This is a genomic window from Metaclostridioides mangenotii (assembly GCF_017873185.1).
Classification (GTDB): Bacteria; Bacillota; Clostridia; order Peptostreptococcales; family Peptostreptococcaceae; genus Metaclostridioides; species Metaclostridioides mangenotii.
Map to the genome: position 1 here is coordinate 17,058 of NZ_JAGGJX010000009.1, position 15,769 is coordinate 32,826.

Below are 15,769 nucleotides of genomic sequence, written 5' to 3' on the forward strand. Positions count from 1 at the left end.
ATGGGCTGTATGTCAATATTAATAGAAAACTTTTTTAAGAAATAATCCGCAAGCTGGAGCAGTGTGACCACTCATATCCCTATCTTTTGACTCTATCACTTCTGACAGAGGCTCACTGATTCTTCCTCTCCCAATATCTACTAATGTTCCAACTATAATTCTAACCATATTGTATAAAAAACCATTACCTTCAATCTCAAGAACAATCATGTCTTCATTTTTCTCTAATCTTAAATCATATATTGTTCTAACTGTGCTCTTCACCTGGGATCCGGAACTCATAAATCCTTTATAATCGTGGGTCCCTATTAGCGACTTTGATTCTCTTACCATTTTATCAAAGTCTAGATCGTATTTGACCTGATATGATATTCCACTGACAATTGGGTTTCTGTACCTGTTGTTATGAATCATATATCTATAACACTTTCTTTTTGCACTGTATCTAGAATGAAAATCTTCATCGACATCTTCAGCTTCTACAACTGATATGTCCTTAGGCAGTTTAGCGTTCAGTGCATTAGGTATTTTATCCGCACTGATGCTAGAATCTGTAGTAAAGTTTGCAACTTGTCCAAGTGCATGTACCCCAGAGTCTGTCCTTCCAGAACCTATTACTTTTATATTTTCTTTTGTAATTTCATAATAAGCATTTTCAATGGCACCTTGTATACCTACTGAGTCAGGTTGACTTTGCCAACCACAGTAGTTCTTGCCATTATACTGTACTGTTATTTTAATATTTCTCATAAAATACTCCTAAATAAATCTAGTAGCTATAATAGCTATAAGATAGATAAATTGAATAACCCACGCTATATAATCAGCCTTTGTCATTACAATCTCTCTCATTTTGGTTCTGTTCTCCCCACCTCTATAGCATCTGGCTTCCATAGCCATAGCAAGTTCATCTGCTCTTCTAAAAGCACTTACAAACAGTGGTACAAGAAGTGGAACTAAATTTTTAGCTCTATTTATTATGTTTTTACTTTCAAAATCTGCACCTCTAGACATCTGAGCTTTCATAATTTTATCTGTCTCGTCAAGTAGTGTAGGTATAAATCTGAGTGCTATTGTCATCATCATAGCAAGTTCGTGGACTGGTAGTCCCAGCTTATTAAATGGCTTTAAGAGCCTCTCTATTCCGTCTGTAAGCTCGATTGGAGATGTAGTAAGCGTAAGTATTGACGTGCCCGCTACTAAGAACACAAGCCTTGTAGCCATGAAAATCGCTTGATTTAAACCTTGTGTAGTTATCTTAAGTATCCCAAATGACCATAGTGTATCTCCCGGTATAAAGAATAAGTTTATTATAAATGTAAATAGTATAATCCACTTTAGGGGTTTGATTCCCTTGACAATTAATTTGACAGGTATATTTGATAGCTTTATCATTGCAAGCATAGAGATCAAGACTACGGAATAAGCCCAGTATTTGTTTATAACAAATATTGATACCATAAATATCAATGTTGCTATAAGCTTTATTCTAGGGTCCAATCTATGGATTGTGGAGTCAGATGGATAGTATTGTCCGATTGTTATATCTTTTAGCATTTTTCCCTTCCTCTCAACACTCTTAGTATCTCTTCTTTTGCTTCCTCTACTGTGATTATATCTTCCCTTACATCAAACCCTCTTTCTCTAAGTTTGATCGCAAGTTCAAGTACCTGTGGTATGTCTAGCCCTATTTCCTTTAGTCTTGCTGAGTTCGATTTAAATATCTCTCTAGGGCTTCCCATAAACTCTATTTGGCCTCTATTCATAACAATTATATTGTTCGCTAATTTAGCCATATCATCCATATTATGAGAAGACAGTATAACTGTCATATTGTTTTTTTTATGTAGAGTTTGTATAAGCTCAAATATCTCGTCCCTACCACCTGGGTCAAGCCCCGCTGTCGGCTCGTCCAATATCAATACTTCGGGGTTCATAGCTATAACCCCAGCTATTGCAACTCTACGCTTTTGCCCACCAGATAGATCAAACGGAGATTTATCTTTAAATTCTTCATAATCTAGTCCAACTGCCTCTATCGATTCTTTAACTCTTTTATTTACCTCTTCTTCTCCTAGACCTAAGTTATTCGGCCCGAAAGCAATATCTTTGCTTATTGTTTCTTCAAAGAGTTGGTACTCTGGGTACTGAAACACAACCCCCACTCTTTTTCTTATTTCTGTAAGGTTTAAATCCTTCTTAGTAATATCAAAATCATTTATATATATCTTTCCTGATGAAGGCTTCAGTATACCGTTAAGGTGCTGAATCAGTGTAGATTTACCAGATCCAGTATGACCTATAAGTCCAACAAAATCTCCATCCTTGATTTCAAAAGACACATCATCTAATGATTTATTAGCAAATGGCATACCTTCATCGTATATATGTGTTAAGTTCTCTACTATAATTGACATAAATTCATCACCATCTCATCCACTGTTAATATATCATCAGAAATGTCTACGCCTTCTTCTTTTAGTAGACTCGACAATTCTGTCATGCAAGGAACATCAAGACCTATTTGTTTAAGCTCTTTAATATGCCTAAACACCTCTCTTGGAGTACCTTCTAATATCTTTCTTCCTTTTTCCATAACTATTACTCTATCAGCCTCTACAGCTTCTTCCATAAAGTGCGTAATATGTAGAGTTGTTATATTTTCTTTGCTGTTCAGCTCTTTAATAGTCCTCATAACTTCTTTTCTACCAGATGGATCTAACATCGCTGTAGCTTCATCGAATATAATGCACTTTGGTTTCATGGCAATTATGCCAGCTATCGCAACCCTTTGTTTTTGGCCACCAGAAAGCAGATGCGGCTGTCTTCTTCTAAATTCATACATATTTACACTTTTAAGTGCTTTTTCAACTCTGTCTCTTATTTCTTTAGGCTCTATACCTAAATTTTCAGGTCCAAAAGCTACATCTTCTTCGACTATTGTCGCTACTATCTGGTTGTCTGGGTTTTGAAAAACCATACCCGCTGTCTGTCTTATATCCCAAAGCTGTTCTTCAGATCTAGTATCTATTCCATCTATAAGTATATTGCCTTCAGTAGGCAGTAATATTGCATTTAAATTTTTCGATAATGTCGATTTACCAGAGCCGTTGTGACCTATTATAGCTACAAATTCGCCCTCTTTAACATCTAGACTCAAATTATCTATAGCTTTGACTCTAGATTCTTCTGTAATGTATTCAAATGATATATCGTTAACCTTTACTATATTGTTCATAGCCAGCTCCTTCTGTATAAGCAGTCTCCTTAAGTATTTACAAACCTAGTTTACACATTATTATACCATATGTATACCTTAAAAAAATAAAGCTAAAAAATTATTTTTATGTAATTTCCAATTAAATTAAAAATATGCCATTTATTATTTAATTAAATCAAATTAATATTTAATTTAAACTCACTACTCATCTATAATTTTATTACAAATACTATTACTAGAAGTTATTCTTCTTAAAATATTCTTTCTATCTTCTATAAACATTTTTGTTATTTGATACGGCTCTGTCTCCTCATAATTCAACTTATCAATCTCATATCCATCAAAACTCAATATATCTGCATCTTCCATCGCTAGTAATATTGGCGAATGAGTAGCTATTATAAACTGAGATCCTTTTTTAATTAATTTATTTATAATAATCATAAGGGAGAGTTGTCTCTGAGGCGATAGTGCTGCTTCAGGCTCGTCCAATATGTATATACCTTCTCCAATAAATCTAGAATTCATTAGACTCATAAAACTCTCTCCATGCGATTGATCGTGAAGCGACTTGCCACCATATCTAGCATATTCTACTCGACTTCCGCTATATTTTTCCGTTTCCTCGATATAAGTAGCTACGTTGTAGAAACTCTCAGCTCTTAAGAAAAAACCGTCTCTAGGCCTCTTTAATCCCCTCATAATTGTAATATAGTCATGCAGCTCGGAGTGACTGTCCTTTGTATTGAAAATAAAATCTAAACTTCCACCTTCTGGGTTAAATCCAAAACTAACAGCTATAGCCTCAAGAAGCGTCGACTTACCTGTTCCGTTTTCACCTACGAAAAAAGTTATCGGCTTTCTAAACTCTATACTCGTTAAATGAGAAATTGCCGGTATACTCATAAAGTACTCTTCTGAGTCGTTTTCTTCTAATATTACTGCTTTTATGTAGTTTTCGTTTATATTCATCGACATATCGACCTCCAATTTATAGTTTTATATGAATATTAACAGGAATTTTTACATGTTTCAAGATAAAAAAAAGGAGCTACCCCTACGATATAATTCGTAGAGATAACTCCTTGGATTATTAAACTAATTCAATAATTGCCATTTCAGCGGCGTCGCCTCTTCTTGGCCCTTTTTTGATTATTCTAGTGTATCCACCATTTCTTTCAGCATATTTTGGAGCTATATCAGTAAATAAATTGTTTACTACTGTTTCGTCCATAACATAAGCTAAAACTTGTCTTCTAGCATGTAGATCTCCTTTTTTTCCTAAAGTGATCATTTTTTCAGCCATTCTACGAGTTTCTTTAGCTCTTGTAACTGTAGTTTCTATTTTACCATTTCTCAGTAAACTAGTAACTAAGTTTCTTAACATTAGGTTTCTGTGAGATGTCTCACGTCCTAATTTACGGTACTTAGCCATGCTATTTCCCTCCTTTGCGATCTTAGTCTTCGTTAGGTTTTAAACGTAAGCCAAGTTCTTCTAGTTTTTGGATAACCTCTTCTAGAGACTTCTTACCTAAGTTTCTAACCTTCATCATATCATCTTCAGATTTATTAGCTAGCTCTTCAACTGTATTAATTCCCGCTCTCTTTAAACAGTTGTAAGATCTAACTGATAGATCTAATTCTTCTATTGTCATTTCAAGAACTTTTTCTTTTTGATCTTCTTCTTTTTCTACCATGATTTCAACATTGCTTACATGCTCTGTTAAATCTATGAATAAGTTTAGATGTTCAACTAAAACTTTAGCTGCAAGAGATATTCCCTCTTGAGGGTTTATACTTCCATTAGTCCAAACTTCTAGAACTAATTTATCGTAATCTGTCTTTTGACCAACTCTTGTATTTTCAACATGGTAGCTGACCTTTTCAACAGGAGTATATATTGAATCCACAGGTAATACGCCTATTGGCACATTATCTGATTTGTTGTCTTCTGCAGAAACATATCCTCTACCTCTGTCAATATATATGTCCATATTAAGCTTAGCGTTGTCATCAAGTGTTGCAATAACTAAATCTTTGCTTATAACTTCAACATCTGGAGGGCAAATTATATCTGCACCTGTTACAGTACATGGCCCTTGAGCTTCTATTCTAATTGTTCTTCCTTCTTCAACATCTTCATCGATAGTAGCAGAAAGTTCTTTTAAAGTTAATATTATCTCTGTTACATCTTCTTTTACACCTGGTATAGTTGAGAACTCATGAAGTACACCATCTACTTTTATTGCATTAACTGCAACACCTGGTAAAGAAGATAATAATATTCTTCTTAAAGCATTACCTATAGTAATACCATATCCTCTTTCTAGAGGCTCGATTACAAATTTACCATATCTGTAGTTTTCGCCTATCTCGACGATGTCTACTTTTGGTTTTTCTATTTCTATCATGGACAAAACCCTCCTTAAAATTTAGTAATCCACTGAGGGCAAACAAAATTTTAAAATAATATTTAATATATGTTAATTATTTAGAGTAAAGTTCTATGATTAGGTGTTCAGCGATTTCAAGATCTATATCTTCTCTGTCTGGAACACCAACTACTTTTGCAGTCATTCCTTCTACATCAGCCTCTAACCATTTTGGAGCCACTCTTGTGTTTCCTTCAACTAGTGCTTTAAACTTCTCTGAAGATCTAGATTTTTCTTTAACTGCTATAACATCTCCAACTTTAACTGATAATGAAGGTATATCTACCTTATGTCCGTTTAAAGTGAAATGAGCATGAGTTACTAATTGTCTAGCTTCTTTTCTTGATGAAGCAAGTCCCATTCTATAAACTGTATTATCTAATCTTCTCTCTAATAAGCTTAATAGGTTCTCCCCTGCTTTACCTTGCATGTTTTCTGCACGCTCATAAAGGTTTCTAAATTGAGTTTCTAAAACTCCATATATTCTCTTAACTTTTTGCTTTTCTCTCAACTGTAATCCATAGTTAGAAACTTTCTTTCTCCCTTGACCATGTTGTCCTGGGGCATAGTTTCTTTTAGCTATAGCACATTTGTCTGTATAACATCTGTCACCTTTAAGGAATAATTTCATTCCCTCTCTACGACACTGTCTACATGATGCACCTGTATATCTTGCCATTTATATTACACCTCCTATTATCTATATCAATTAAACTCTTCTTCTCTTTGGTGGTCTACATCCATTATGAGGAATTGGAGTAACGTCTTTTATCATTGTTACCTCTAGTCCTGTAGCTTGTAAAGCTCTTATTGCAGCTTCTCTTCCAGAACCTGGACCTTTAACAAATACTTCAACACTCTTTAAACCGTGTTCCATTGCAGCTTTAGCAGCAGTCTCTGCAGCCATTTGAGATGCAAATGGAGTTGATTTTCTTGAACCTTTGAACCCTAATTGTCCTGAACTAGCCCAAGATAAAGCGTTCCCGTGAACGTCTGTTAGAGTTATTATTGTATTGTTAAAAGTAGATTGTATATGCGCATGACCGCGTTCTATGTTTTTACGTTCTTTTCTTCTAACACGTGTAACTTTCTTTTTTGGTTTAGCCATTTTTCATTTTCCCTCCTTCATCCAGTTATTGTTTAATTATTTTTTCTTTTTACGAGATACTGTCTTCTTAGGACCTTTTCTAGTTCTAGCGTTAGTCTTAGTCTTTTGTCCTCTTAGCGGAAGACCTTTAGCGTGTCTTATACCTCTATAGCATTTGATATCTCTTAATCTCTTTATATTTAAAGCAATTTCTCTTCTTAAGTCACCTTCAACTAAGAAATCGTCATCAATTATTTTTCTTAAGCTATTAACTTCGTCTTCAGATAAATCTTTTATTCTTGAATCAGGATTTATTCCAGCCTTAGCTAATATTTCATTAGAAGTCGCTCTACCTATACCGTATATATAAGTTAAGCCAATTTCTGCTCTTTTTTCTCTAGGTAAATCTACCCCAGCTATTCTTGCCATTAATCGCACCTCCTACACTTAGTTTTTAATGTTAAAATGTTTATCAAATAATCTGAAATCATATTTTTTTAAACGCTTTAGCACCATTTCGCAAACATCACAATAAAATATTATACTATATGTTTTAACAAAATGCTAGAAACAATTTATTAACCTTGTCTTTGCTTATGCTTTGGATTTTCACAGATTACCATCACTTTACCATTTCTTTTTATTAATTTGCATTTTTCGCATATTGGTTTTACTGATGATCTTACTTTCATTATTTAATCCCTCCTTAGACTAATATCTAATAGTCTACTACTTCTTACGCCAAGTGATTCTTCCTCTTGTAAGGTCATATGGAGATAGTTCAACATTAACCTTATCGCCTTCAAGAATTCTTATAAAGTTCATTCTTAATTTCCCAGATAAATGGCAAAGTACTTCGTGCCCATTCTCTAGTTTTACTTTAAACATAGCGTTAGGTAAATTTTCTACGACTGTACCTTCTAATTCTATAACATCTTTTTTGGCCATTAAATAACCAGACCTCCATTTCAATAAGTCAAACATTAGTTTAACTTAGTAAGTTCAGCTCTTAAAAAACAATCTGTTATTTCCTGATCAGATATTATTTTTCTTTTAACCTCATCATTTATGAAGTTGTATTTTTTTAAGTGCTTTACTTTCTTTAGTTTAGGTTTGACAAGTTTTCTTTTTTTCCCATCAGCAATCAAAACATATTCATCATCGACTATCTTTACTATAAAGAATAATCTACCTTTGTCTCGCCCAGATGAAACTTTTACAACTTGACCTACACTTAAATCTTCTGATAGCACTATTTTCACCTACTTTTAAACTACAGCTTCGTCAATATTAAAGGTTCATCAGAAGTCAATGCTATCGTATGCTCATAGTGAGCTGATTTCTTTCCATCTACTGTTATAGTCGTCCACCCATCTGCTAGAGTCTTAACTTGGTAACGGCCGGCATTTACCATAGGCTCTATAGCTAAGACCATTCCTTCTTGAAGTCTTGGTCCTTTTCCCGGTGGTCCATAATTAGGAACTTGAGGATCCTCATGTAGGTCGGTTCCGACTCCGTGACCTACTAAATCCCTAACCAATGAATACCCATGCTTCTCAGCATGAACCTGAACAGCATGTGAAATATCGGATAATCTATAGCCAACTCTGGCAAATTTAATTCCTTCATAGAAGCTTTCTCGAGTTACTTCTATTAGTTTCCTATCTTCTTCAGATATCACTCCTACTCCGTGAGTCTTTGCAGAATCACCGTGATATCCTTTATAATAAGCTCCGATATCCAAACTTATAATGTCTCCATCTTTTAGTACTCGATTACCAGGAATACCATGCACAACCTCTTCGTTTATAGATGCGCATATACTTCCTGAAAAACCTCCGTATCCTTTGAAAGACGGTGTAGCATTATATTTTTTTATGTTTTCTTCAGCTATTTTATCTAGCTCCATAGTTGTTATGCCAGGAGCAACAGCCTGTCTAAGGACTTCATGAGTGTCAGCGACAATCTTGCCTGCTTCTCTCATAAGCTCTATTTCTTGTTTTGATTTAATTATAATCATTTATTTTTCACTTCCTAAAGAATTAGAAATATCTTCAAATACTTTATCTATCGACTGATCGCCGTTTATAGAGGCTACTACTCCTTGTTTAGAGTAATAGTCTACTAGAGGCTTAGTTTCATCTAGATAAACTTGTATTCTTTTAGAAACAGTTTCTTCATTGTCATCTGCTCTTTGATATAATTCTCCTTGGCATACATCACATACGCCATCCTCTTTAGGAGGATTGAACTCAACATGAAAAGTTGCACCACATGATTTACATATTCTTCTTCCCACTGCTCTAGAAACTAAAAGCTCTTTATCAACTTCTATGTTGATCACTTTTGAAAGCTCTATGCCAGTTTGTTTTAAGAAATCATCTAGTTGTTCAGCTTGTGCTAGATTCCTTGGAAATCCATCTAACATAAACCCAGCTTTACAATCATCTTGAGATATTCTGTCTGTCACCAAACCTACAGTCAACTCATCCGGAACTAACAGTCCTTGATCCATAAACTCTTTAGCTTTTGTTCCAAGTGGAGTTCCTTCTTTGATATTCATTCTGAATATGTCTCCTGTTGATATATGAGGTAGATTGTAATTCTCTACTATTTTAGCCGCCTGAGTACCTTTACCAGCACCAGGAGGTCCAAGTAATATTATTCTCATTTACCCATCTCCAATTTATTTAAGAAAACCTTGGTAACTTCTCATAACTAAATTTGATTCAAGTTGTCTCTTAAGCTCTAAGGCAACCCCAACAACTATTAGTAATGATGTACCTGCTAAACTCATATTAATTTGCATATAATGTGTCATAAACGCAGGAACCATAGCTACTAAAGCTAAGAATGTTGCACCAGCCAAAGTTATTCTTGATAATATTCTGTTTAAATAATCTATTGTTGGTTGTCCTGGTCTTATTCCAGGTATGAAACCACCATTATTTTTCATATTCTTAGATATATCTTCTGTATTAAATGATACAGCAGTATAGAAATATGAGAAGAAAACTATCAGTAATACTTCAAGAGATCTAGTAATCCAAAAACCTGGTTCAGTAGCTGTAGTCATATATTGGTTAACAAAAGCTTGCGCCTTTGGACCAGCAAACAATGCTATTGTCTGAGGGAATGCCAAAAGTGAACTGGCAAAGATTATCGGAATAACCCCTGATTGGTTTACTTTCATAGGTATGTGAGAACTTTGTCCTCCATACATTTTTCTTCCTACTACTCTCTTAGCATACTGTACGGGTATTTTTCTAGTTGACTCTTGTATAAATGTTACAGCCAACATTGTGATTAAAACAACCACAACTAGGATTATAGTCATCCATAATGCTATTTGACCAGATTTAACCTGACCAGTTATAGATATAATATCGACTGGAACTCTAGATATAATACCTACAAATATAATTAATGAACTCCCATTTCCTAAGCCCTTCTCCGTTATCTTATCACCAATCCACATAAGTAACATACTGGCAGAAATAAGTGTTATTATTACAGTTACTATAAAGAATAGACTATCTGTAACTAACGCTTTTTTAACTATACCAAGTGTTATACCTATCGCTTGTAAAGTGGCAAGAGCTAGAGCTATATACTTAGTATATTTACCTATTTTTTTCTTACCTTCTTCTCCTGATTTTTGAAGTTCTGCTAAATTCTCAAAACCTATTGTCAAAAGTTGAATTATGATAGATGCCGTAATGTATGGACTTATACCAAGCGCAAATAACGTAAAGTTACTAAATGCTCCACCTGTAAACATATTATACAGAGAAAGTAGATTATTTCCGCTAACCATCTGTTGTATAATTTTTGTGTTGATTCCTGGGACTGGTATAGTTGCACCTATTCTAAAAACAAGTATCATCAGAAATGTAAATATTATCTTATTTCTTAACTCTTTGATTTTAAAAGCTTGTTTTATATTTGACAGCATACCTAATCACCTCGCCTGTGCCAGCTGGTAAATAAGCAGGTTATTAAACTAACTCTGCTTTACCGCCAGCCTTTTCTATTTTTTCTTGAGCTGATGCTGTAAATTTAGCTGCCTTAATAGTTAAAGCTTTTTCTAAATTACCTTCACCTAAAATCTTTATACCATCTTTTTCTATCTTCTTGATAGTTTTAGTAGATTTTAAAAGCTCGGCTGTTACTTCTGTTCCGTTCTCAAATTTATTTAAAACATCAACGTTTATTTCGTTGTATTGTTTTTTAAATATATTAGTGAACCCTCTCTTAGGTATTCTTCTTGCTAGTGGCATTTGACCACCTTCGAATCCTACTCTAACTCCACCGCCAGAACGAGAGTTTTGACCTTTTTGTCCACGACCTGAAGTCTTCCCTTGACCAGTTGCAGTACCTCTACCTAATCTTTTCTTAGCTTTCACTGCACCTTCAGCAGGTTTTAACTCATGTAGTTTCATGGATTACACCTCCTTACATTGATTTAAAAAATTATTCAGCTATTTCAGTTACTTCTAATAAGTGACTTACTTTATTTATCATTCCTCTTATTTGAGGGCTATCTTCTTTTATAACTACTTGCTCTCTTTTTCTAAGACCAAGTGCTTCAACGTTTTTTCTTTGTTTCTGATTAGTTCCTATAACGCTTTTAGCTAATTTTATCTGTAATTTAGACATTGTATTACCTCCTTACCCTAGAAGTTCTTCAACTGATTTACCTCTAAGTTTCGCGATATCTTCAGCTGTTTTAAGAGACTTTAGACCTTCTATAGTAGCATTAACCATGTTTCTAGGGTTATTAGTTCCTAGTGATTTAGCTCTAACATCTTTAAGTCCAGCCAACTCAAGTACGGCTCTAGCAGGTCCCCCAGCTATTGTACCTGTACCCTCTTTAGCAGGCATTATAAGTATCTTACCAGCTCCGAAGTGTCCGTGAACTTCGTGAGGAATTGTAGTTCCAACCATTGGTACTACTATAAGGTTTTTCTTAGCGTCTTCAACCGCTTTTTTTATAGCATCTGGTACTTCCATTGCTTTTCCAGCACCGATACCAACGTGTCCGTTTTCGTCACCAACAACTACTAACGCTGCGAATCTAAAGTTTCTACCACCTTTAACAACTTTAGTAACACGTCTTATTTCAACAACTCTCTCTTGTAATTCAAGTTGAGATACATCTATAAGTTTACGACGTTGCATGTATTTTTCCCTCCTTCTTTATTAGAACTTAAGACCAGCTTCTCTAGCACCTTCAGCCAATTCTTGTACTCTACCGTGATATATATATCCACCTCTGTCAAATACTACATCAGTGATTCCTTTTTCTATTGCTTTCTTTGCAACTGCTTCTCCAACCTTTTTAGCAGCTTCTTTGTTACCTGCATAATTAACAGCACCTTTAACATCCGCGTCTAAAGATGATGCTGATACTATAGTAACTCTGTTAGTATCGTCAATTATTTGAGCGTATATATTCTTAGAACTTCTGAATACACATAATCTTGGTCTAGCAGCAGTTCCAGTAACTTTCTTACGAACTCTCTTATGTCTTTGAAGTCTATTTTCGTTCTTATTAATCTTTTTTATCATCAGGCCCACTCCTTTCTAACGTTTAAAGTCCGGTATTATTTCTTACCAGTTTTACCCTCTTTACGTCTGACTACTTCGTTATCGTATTTTATACCTTTACCTTTATATGGCTCAGGCTTTCTCCAAGCTCTAATCTTAGCAGAGTAGTTTCCTACTAATTGCTTATCCATACCTTTAACTATTAACTCAGTTTGGTTTGGAACCTCAACAGTGATTCCTTCTGGATCTTCCATTTCTACTGGATGAGAGTATCCTAAGTTCATAACAAGTTTCTTTCCTTGTTTTTGAGCTCTATATCCAACACCCTTAAGTATTAATTTCTTTTCATAACCAGTACTTACACCAACAACCATATTGCTGATTAATGTTCTAGTTAATCCATGTAAAGATTTATGTTTTTTATTCTCAGTTGGTCTTTCAACCACGATAATATTATCTTCTTTTTTAATGTTCATTTCATCGCTTAATTTTTGAACTAAGCTTCCTTTAGGTCCCTTAACAGTAACTAAGTTTCCTTCAGCTATTGTAACCTCAACTCCTGCTGGGATTTCTATTGGCTTTAAACCTATTCTAGACATGGTCGCACCTCCTTACATCGTTATATTAATTACCAAACGTAGCAGACTACTTCTCCACCAACATTTTCTTTTCTTGCTTGTTTATCAGTTAATATACCTTTTGAAGTAGATATAACTGATATTCCTAATCCATTTAATACTTTAGGTATCTCATTGTTACCAGCGTAAACTCTCATACCAGGCTTAGATATTTTCTTAAGTCCTTGTATAACTCTCTCGCCCTCTTGCCCGTATTTTAATTGGATTCTTATTATTCCTTGCTTTCCGTCTTCTATAACATCATAACCTCTAATGAATCCTTCTTCTAATAAGATTCTAGCGATTTCTTTCTTCATATTAGAGGCAGGAACATCAACAGTTTCATGCTTAACCATATTAGCGTTTCTTACACGAGTCAGCATATCTGCTATCGGATCTGTCATTGTCATATTGTAACCCTCCTTCCATTATAATCAAACTCTACCAGCTTGCTTTTCTTACGCCAGGTATTTCGCCTTTGTAAGCTAATTCTCTAAAGCATATACGGCATATACCGAACTTTTTAAGTACTGCATGTGGTCTTCCGCATATACTACATCTAGTATACTCTCTAGTTGAGTACTTTTGTTTTCTTTGTTGTTTTACAACCATTGCTTTTCTAGCCATTGGAATCCCTCCTTTACCTACTTAGAAAATGGCATTCCTAATAATTTTAATAACTCACGAGCTTCTTCATCTGTTTTAGCTGTAGTAACAAATATTATGTCCATTCCTCTAACTTTGTCTATCTTATCGTACTCTATCTCAGGGAATATTAATTGTTCCTTTATACCTAAAGCATAATTTCCTCTACCGTCGAATGAATTAGGGTTTACTCCTCTGAAGTCTCTAACTCTTGGTAATGAAACAGATACTAACTTATCCATGAAGTAGTTCATCTTGTCTGCTCTTAAAGTAACTTTCGATCCTATTGGCATCTCTTCTCTAAGTTTAAAGTTTGCAACTGATTTTCTGGCTTTTGTTATAACTGGCTTTTGTCCTGTTATTAACTCTAGCTCTTCAACAGCTTTCTCTAATCCTTTTGGATTTTCTCTAGCATCGCCTATACCCATATTTAATACTATTTTATCTAATTTAGGTATTTCCATTACGTTTTTGTATCCAAATTTCTCCATTAAAGCAGGAGCAACTTCTTTATTGTATTTTTCTTGTAATCTAGAAGCCATTTAAGGTCCCTCCTTTCAAGCTATATTATATTTCTTTTCCGCTCTTAACTGATACTCTTACTTTTTTACCATCCTTAACTTCGTGTTTAACTCTTGTACCTTTTCCAGTTTCAGAGTCAAATGGCATTACGTTAGATATATGAATTGGAGCTTCTTTATTTATTATTCCACCTTGTTGGTTAGTAGCGCTTGGCTTTTGATGTTTAGTTATTACGTTTACGCCTTCTACTAAAACTTTATCGTTTTTAACGTCTATGTTTAAAACTAAACCTTTTTTACCTTTATCCTTACCTGCTATAACAACAACTGTATCACCTTTTTTAACACGCATCATGTCCTATTGCACCTCCTTAATTATAGTACTTCCGGAGCAAGAGAAACTATTTTCATAAATTCATTGTCTCTTAACTCTCTAGCAACAGGCCCGAATATACGAGTCCCTACTGGAGTCTTGTCATCTTTTATTATAACTGCTGCATTCTCGTCGAATGAAATGTAGCTTCCATCATTACGTCTTACGCCTGATTTTGTTCTAACTATAACAGCTCTAACAACCTTACCTTTTTTTACAACTCCACCGGGTGTTGCACTTTTAACACTTGCAACAATTACGTCGCCTATATTAGCATATTTTCTCTTAGTTCCACCTAAAACACGTATACACAATATTTCTTTTGCACCTGAGTTATCAGCTACTCTTAGACGTGATTCTTGTTGTATCATATCGTAATCCCTCCTTCTTCAAAAACTATTTAACCTTCTCTACAACTTCAACTAATCTAAATCTCTTATCTTTAGATAAAGGTCTAGTTTCCATTATTCTTACTCTATCTCCGATGTTACATATATTCTTCTCATCATGTGCTTTAAACTTTTTAGTTCTCTTAACACGTTTATTGTATAATGGATGACGTACGAAGTCTTCTACAGCAACAACTATAGTTTTATCCATTTTATCACTAACAACACGGCCTACTCTAACTTTTCTACTATTTCTTTCCATGTTTAAAAGCCTCCTTTCCAATTTAAGCTCTAGTTTCGTTTAACTTTCTTTCAGCAAGAACAGTCTTTACTTTTGCTATATCTTTCTTAACAAACTTTATTCTAGATGTGTTCTCTAATTGACCAGTAGCTAATTGGAATCTTAAGCTAAATAGTTCGCTTTTGAAGTCGTCTAATTTGCTTAGAAGCTCTTCACTTGTTAAATCTCTTAGTTCTTTAGCTTTCATCCTATTCACCACCCTTTACTTCTAAATCTTCTTTTTTAACGAATTTACATTTTATTGGTAACTTGTGCATAGCAAGTCTCATAGCCTCTCTAGCTTTGTCCTCTGGTACACCTGCTAATTCAAACATTACTCTTCCTGGCTTAACTACAGCTACCCAATATTCTGGTGAACCTTTACCGGCACCCATACGAGTCTCTGCAGGTTTTCTTGTTACTGGTTTGTGAGGGAATATCTTTATCCAAACCTTACCCCCTCTTTTTATATATCTAGTCATCGCTATTCTGGCTGCTTCTATTTGGTTAGAAGTTATCCATGAAGCTTCTAAAGCAACTAAACCATACTCACCGTAACTAACTGTGTTACCTTTTTGAGCTTTACCTGCTAAGCTTCCTCTATGAACTCTACGACGCTTTACTCTTTTTGGCATTAACATGAGTATCTTTCCTC

Annotated in this window: 29 protein-coding genes; all 29 read right to left on the reverse strand. The window is 34.6% G+C overall.

The window, feature by feature from the left end:
- Positions 1-18: 18 nt before the first annotated feature.
- Positions 19-750: a tRNA pseudouridine(38-40) synthase TruA gene (gene truA / locus J2Z43_RS14150; RefSeq protein WP_209457755.1), complete on the reverse strand. Its 732-nt coding sequence runs from the start codon at positions 748-750 to the stop codon at positions 19-21.
- A 9-nt stretch (positions 751-759) separates the two neighbouring features.
- Positions 760-1,557 carry an energy-coupling factor transporter transmembrane component T family protein gene (locus J2Z43_RS14155; RefSeq protein ID WP_027700870.1) on the reverse strand — a complete coding sequence of 266 codons (798 nt, stop codon included), beginning with the start codon at positions 1,555-1,557 and terminating at the stop codon, positions 760-762.
- Positions 1,551-2,417 (reverse strand): energy-coupling factor transporter ATPase, encoded by an 867-nt coding sequence (locus J2Z43_RS14160; protein ID WP_209457756.1) that lies wholly within the window; start codon positions 2,415-2,417, stop codon positions 1,551-1,553. The genes J2Z43_RS14155 and J2Z43_RS14160 overlap by 7 nt, the downstream gene beginning before the upstream one ends.
- Positions 2,405-3,238 carry an energy-coupling factor transporter ATPase gene (locus tag J2Z43_RS14165; RefSeq protein ID WP_027700868.1) on the reverse strand — a complete coding sequence of 278 codons (834 nt, stop codon included), beginning with the start codon at positions 3,236-3,238 and terminating at the stop codon, positions 2,405-2,407. The genes J2Z43_RS14160 and J2Z43_RS14165 overlap by 13 nt, the downstream gene beginning before the upstream one ends.
- Positions 3,239-3,421: 183 nt before the next feature.
- Positions 3,422-4,198, reverse strand: a complete 777-nt coding sequence (locus J2Z43_RS14170; RefSeq protein WP_234926421.1) for an AAA family ATPase — start codon at positions 4,196-4,198, stop codon at positions 3,422-3,424.
- A 115-nt stretch (positions 4,199-4,313) separates the two neighbouring features.
- On the reverse strand, positions 4,314-4,655 hold the full coding sequence (rplQ, locus tag J2Z43_RS14175) for a 50S ribosomal protein L17 (protein ID WP_024621787.1): 342 nt from the start codon (positions 4,653-4,655) through the stop codon (positions 4,314-4,316).
- A gap of 22 nt (positions 4,656-4,677) precedes the next feature.
- Positions 4,678-5,631, reverse strand: a complete 954-nt coding sequence (locus tag J2Z43_RS14180; protein ID WP_024621786.1) for a DNA-directed RNA polymerase subunit alpha — start codon at positions 5,629-5,631, stop codon at positions 4,678-4,680.
- Positions 5,632-5,707: 76 nt separating this feature from the next.
- The gene (gene rpsD, locus J2Z43_RS14185) at positions 5,708-6,331 is read right to left on the reverse strand and encodes a 30S ribosomal protein S4 (protein WP_209457757.1); all 624 of its coding nucleotides are present in this window, start codon (positions 6,329-6,331) and stop codon (positions 5,708-5,710) included.
- A 30-nt stretch (positions 6,332-6,361) separates the two neighbouring features.
- Positions 6,362-6,760, reverse strand: coding sequence for a 30S ribosomal protein S11 (rpsK, locus tag J2Z43_RS14190; protein WP_024621784.1), 399 nt, complete (start codon positions 6,758-6,760; stop codon positions 6,362-6,364).
- A gap of 36 nt (positions 6,761-6,796) precedes the next feature.
- Complete coding sequence (gene rpsM, locus J2Z43_RS14195; RefSeq protein WP_024621783.1) at positions 6,797-7,168, reverse strand: 30S ribosomal protein S13; 372 nt, start codon at positions 7,166-7,168, stop codon at positions 6,797-6,799.
- 149 nt (positions 7,169-7,317) lie between these two features.
- Positions 7,318-7,431 (reverse strand): 50S ribosomal protein L36, encoded by a 114-nt coding sequence (rpmJ, locus tag J2Z43_RS14200; protein WP_024621782.1) that lies wholly within the window; start codon positions 7,429-7,431, stop codon positions 7,318-7,320.
- Between the two features lie 37 nt (positions 7,432-7,468).
- The gene (gene infA / locus J2Z43_RS14205; protein ID WP_024621781.1) at positions 7,469-7,687 is read right to left on the reverse strand and encodes a translation initiation factor IF-1; all 219 of its coding nucleotides are present in this window, start codon (positions 7,685-7,687) and stop codon (positions 7,469-7,471) included.
- Between the two features lie 35 nt (positions 7,688-7,722).
- Entirely contained in the window at positions 7,723-7,992 is a 270-nt protein-coding gene (locus J2Z43_RS14210) for a KOW domain-containing protein (RefSeq protein ID WP_209457794.1), read from the reverse strand.
- Between the two features lie 20 nt (positions 7,993-8,012).
- The gene (map, locus tag J2Z43_RS14215) at positions 8,013-8,759 is read right to left on the reverse strand and encodes a type I methionyl aminopeptidase (protein ID WP_024621779.1); all 747 of its coding nucleotides are present in this window, start codon (positions 8,757-8,759) and stop codon (positions 8,013-8,015) included.
- The gene (locus J2Z43_RS14220) at positions 8,760-9,410 is read right to left on the reverse strand and encodes an adenylate kinase (protein WP_209457758.1); all 651 of its coding nucleotides are present in this window, start codon (positions 9,408-9,410) and stop codon (positions 8,760-8,762) included.
- A 15-nt stretch (positions 9,411-9,425) separates the two neighbouring features.
- Positions 9,426-10,694 (reverse strand): preprotein translocase subunit SecY, encoded by a 1,269-nt coding sequence (secY, locus tag J2Z43_RS14225; RefSeq protein ID WP_209457759.1) that lies wholly within the window; start codon positions 10,692-10,694, stop codon positions 9,426-9,428.
- Positions 10,695-10,737: 43 nt separating this feature from the next.
- Positions 10,738-11,181 carry a 50S ribosomal protein L15 gene (gene rplO / locus J2Z43_RS14230; protein WP_024621776.1) on the reverse strand — a complete coding sequence of 148 codons (444 nt, stop codon included), beginning with the start codon at positions 11,179-11,181 and terminating at the stop codon, positions 10,738-10,740.
- Positions 11,182-11,212: 31 nt separating this feature from the next.
- Positions 11,213-11,398 (reverse strand): 50S ribosomal protein L30, encoded by a 186-nt coding sequence (gene rpmD / locus J2Z43_RS14235; protein ID WP_024621775.1) that lies wholly within the window; start codon positions 11,396-11,398, stop codon positions 11,213-11,215.
- A 12-nt stretch (positions 11,399-11,410) separates the two neighbouring features.
- On the reverse strand, positions 11,411-11,920 hold the full coding sequence (gene rpsE / locus J2Z43_RS14240) for a 30S ribosomal protein S5 (protein ID WP_024621774.1): 510 nt from the start codon (positions 11,918-11,920) through the stop codon (positions 11,411-11,413).
- A gap of 21 nt (positions 11,921-11,941) precedes the next feature.
- A complete protein-coding gene (gene rplR / locus J2Z43_RS14245; protein ID WP_209457760.1) occupies positions 11,942-12,310 on the reverse strand; it encodes a 50S ribosomal protein L18 in 369 nt (122 codons plus the stop codon).
- Between the two features lie 35 nt (positions 12,311-12,345).
- The gene (rplF, locus tag J2Z43_RS14250) at positions 12,346-12,888 is read right to left on the reverse strand and encodes a 50S ribosomal protein L6 (RefSeq protein ID WP_027700860.1); all 543 of its coding nucleotides are present in this window, start codon (positions 12,886-12,888) and stop codon (positions 12,346-12,348) included.
- Between the two features lie 29 nt (positions 12,889-12,917).
- Positions 12,918-13,316, reverse strand: a complete 399-nt coding sequence (rpsH, locus tag J2Z43_RS14255; RefSeq protein ID WP_024621771.1) for a 30S ribosomal protein S8 — start codon at positions 13,314-13,316, stop codon at positions 12,918-12,920.
- Positions 13,317-13,347: 31 nt separating this feature from the next.
- Positions 13,348-13,533, reverse strand: coding sequence for a type Z 30S ribosomal protein S14 (locus J2Z43_RS14260; protein WP_024621770.1), 186 nt, complete (start codon positions 13,531-13,533; stop codon positions 13,348-13,350).
- 17 nt (positions 13,534-13,550) lie between these two features.
- Positions 13,551-14,093, reverse strand: coding sequence for a 50S ribosomal protein L5 (gene rplE / locus J2Z43_RS14265; protein WP_209457761.1), 543 nt, complete (start codon positions 14,091-14,093; stop codon positions 13,551-13,553).
- A 25-nt stretch (positions 14,094-14,118) separates the two neighbouring features.
- Positions 14,119-14,424, reverse strand: a complete 306-nt coding sequence (gene rplX / locus J2Z43_RS14270) for a 50S ribosomal protein L24 (protein WP_024621768.1) — start codon at positions 14,422-14,424, stop codon at positions 14,119-14,121.
- A 23-nt stretch (positions 14,425-14,447) separates the two neighbouring features.
- Positions 14,448-14,816, reverse strand: coding sequence for a 50S ribosomal protein L14 (gene rplN / locus J2Z43_RS14275; protein WP_024621767.1), 369 nt, complete (start codon positions 14,814-14,816; stop codon positions 14,448-14,450).
- Between the two features lie 25 nt (positions 14,817-14,841).
- Entirely contained in the window at positions 14,842-15,096 is a 255-nt protein-coding gene (rpsQ, locus tag J2Z43_RS14280) for a 30S ribosomal protein S17 (RefSeq protein WP_024621766.1), read from the reverse strand.
- Positions 15,097-15,118: 22 nt separating this feature from the next.
- The gene (rpmC, locus tag J2Z43_RS14285; protein WP_024621765.1) at positions 15,119-15,322 is read right to left on the reverse strand and encodes a 50S ribosomal protein L29; all 204 of its coding nucleotides are present in this window, start codon (positions 15,320-15,322) and stop codon (positions 15,119-15,121) included.
- 1 nt (position 15,323) lies between these two features.
- Positions 15,324-15,755, reverse strand: coding sequence for a 50S ribosomal protein L16 (rplP, locus tag J2Z43_RS14290; RefSeq protein ID WP_024621764.1), 432 nt, complete (start codon positions 15,753-15,755; stop codon positions 15,324-15,326).
- Positions 15,756-15,769 lie beyond the last annotated feature (14 nt).